Raw genomic sequence first — 715 nt, forward strand, 5'->3', positions numbered from 1 at the left:
CCGCGTATTGCTTTCTTGCGTGAACAGGCAAAATTGGCAGGGTTGGACATTGAGCTGAAGCTGATTGATGGTTCATCGATGTTCAAGTATGTGCGTGAGAAAAAACACGAACTTGCTTTCTTTGATATGGGGACTTCAGAAATCCCAACTTATTGGGAATACTTCCATTCCGTGAACGCGAACAAACCACAAACGAACTCATTCACTAACTACAGCACGCCAGAGCTAGATGAAAAGATCATTGCGTATCGCTTTAACATGGACATGGATAAGAAGATCCAACTAGGTCATGAGATTCAGCGAGACATTATTGATGCGCACGTGATTGTCACTGGCTACATGGTACCTTACGTTCGTTATGGACACTGGCGTTGGTTGAAATTGCCAGAGAAACCAATGAATCGAATGACAGAAGCGTTGTTCAGTGGCGGAATTATCGGTGATGGCACGTATTGGATCGACAAAGACGTGAAGAAAGAAACCCAGAAAGCGATGAAGTCGGGTAAAACCTTTGAACCGGTTGTTGTCGTTGATGACACGTATAAGCTGTAAGGATGTGTTATGGAAAACGATGTAATTTTGAGTGTAAAAGATCTCGAAGTGGAATTCATCACGGATGATGGCCCGGTAAAAGTACTCCATGGCGTGAACTTTGATGTTCGCGCAGGACGAACGCTCGGTCTCGTTGGTGAGTCTGGCAGTGGTAAGAGCGTGA

Annotated in this window: 1 protein-coding gene and 1 pseudogene; both read left to right on the forward strand. The window is 44.9% G+C overall.

Features of this window, described 5'->3' with window-relative positions; translation table 11 throughout:
- Positions 1-552, forward strand: a pseudogene (locus R7Z49_RS24905) (ABC transporter substrate-binding protein); the annotation flags it as partial.
- Between the two features lie 9 nt (positions 553-561).
- Positions 562-715: ATP-binding cassette domain-containing protein (locus R7Z49_RS24910; protein WP_318112368.1), on the forward strand; the 154-nt coding region annotated here is incomplete at its 3' end.

Origin of the sequence: Vibrio sp. 1562 (genome assembly GCF_033340155.1) — a bacterium.
Lineage (GTDB): Bacteria > Pseudomonadota > Gammaproteobacteria > Enterobacterales > Vibrionaceae > Vibrio > Vibrio alginolyticus.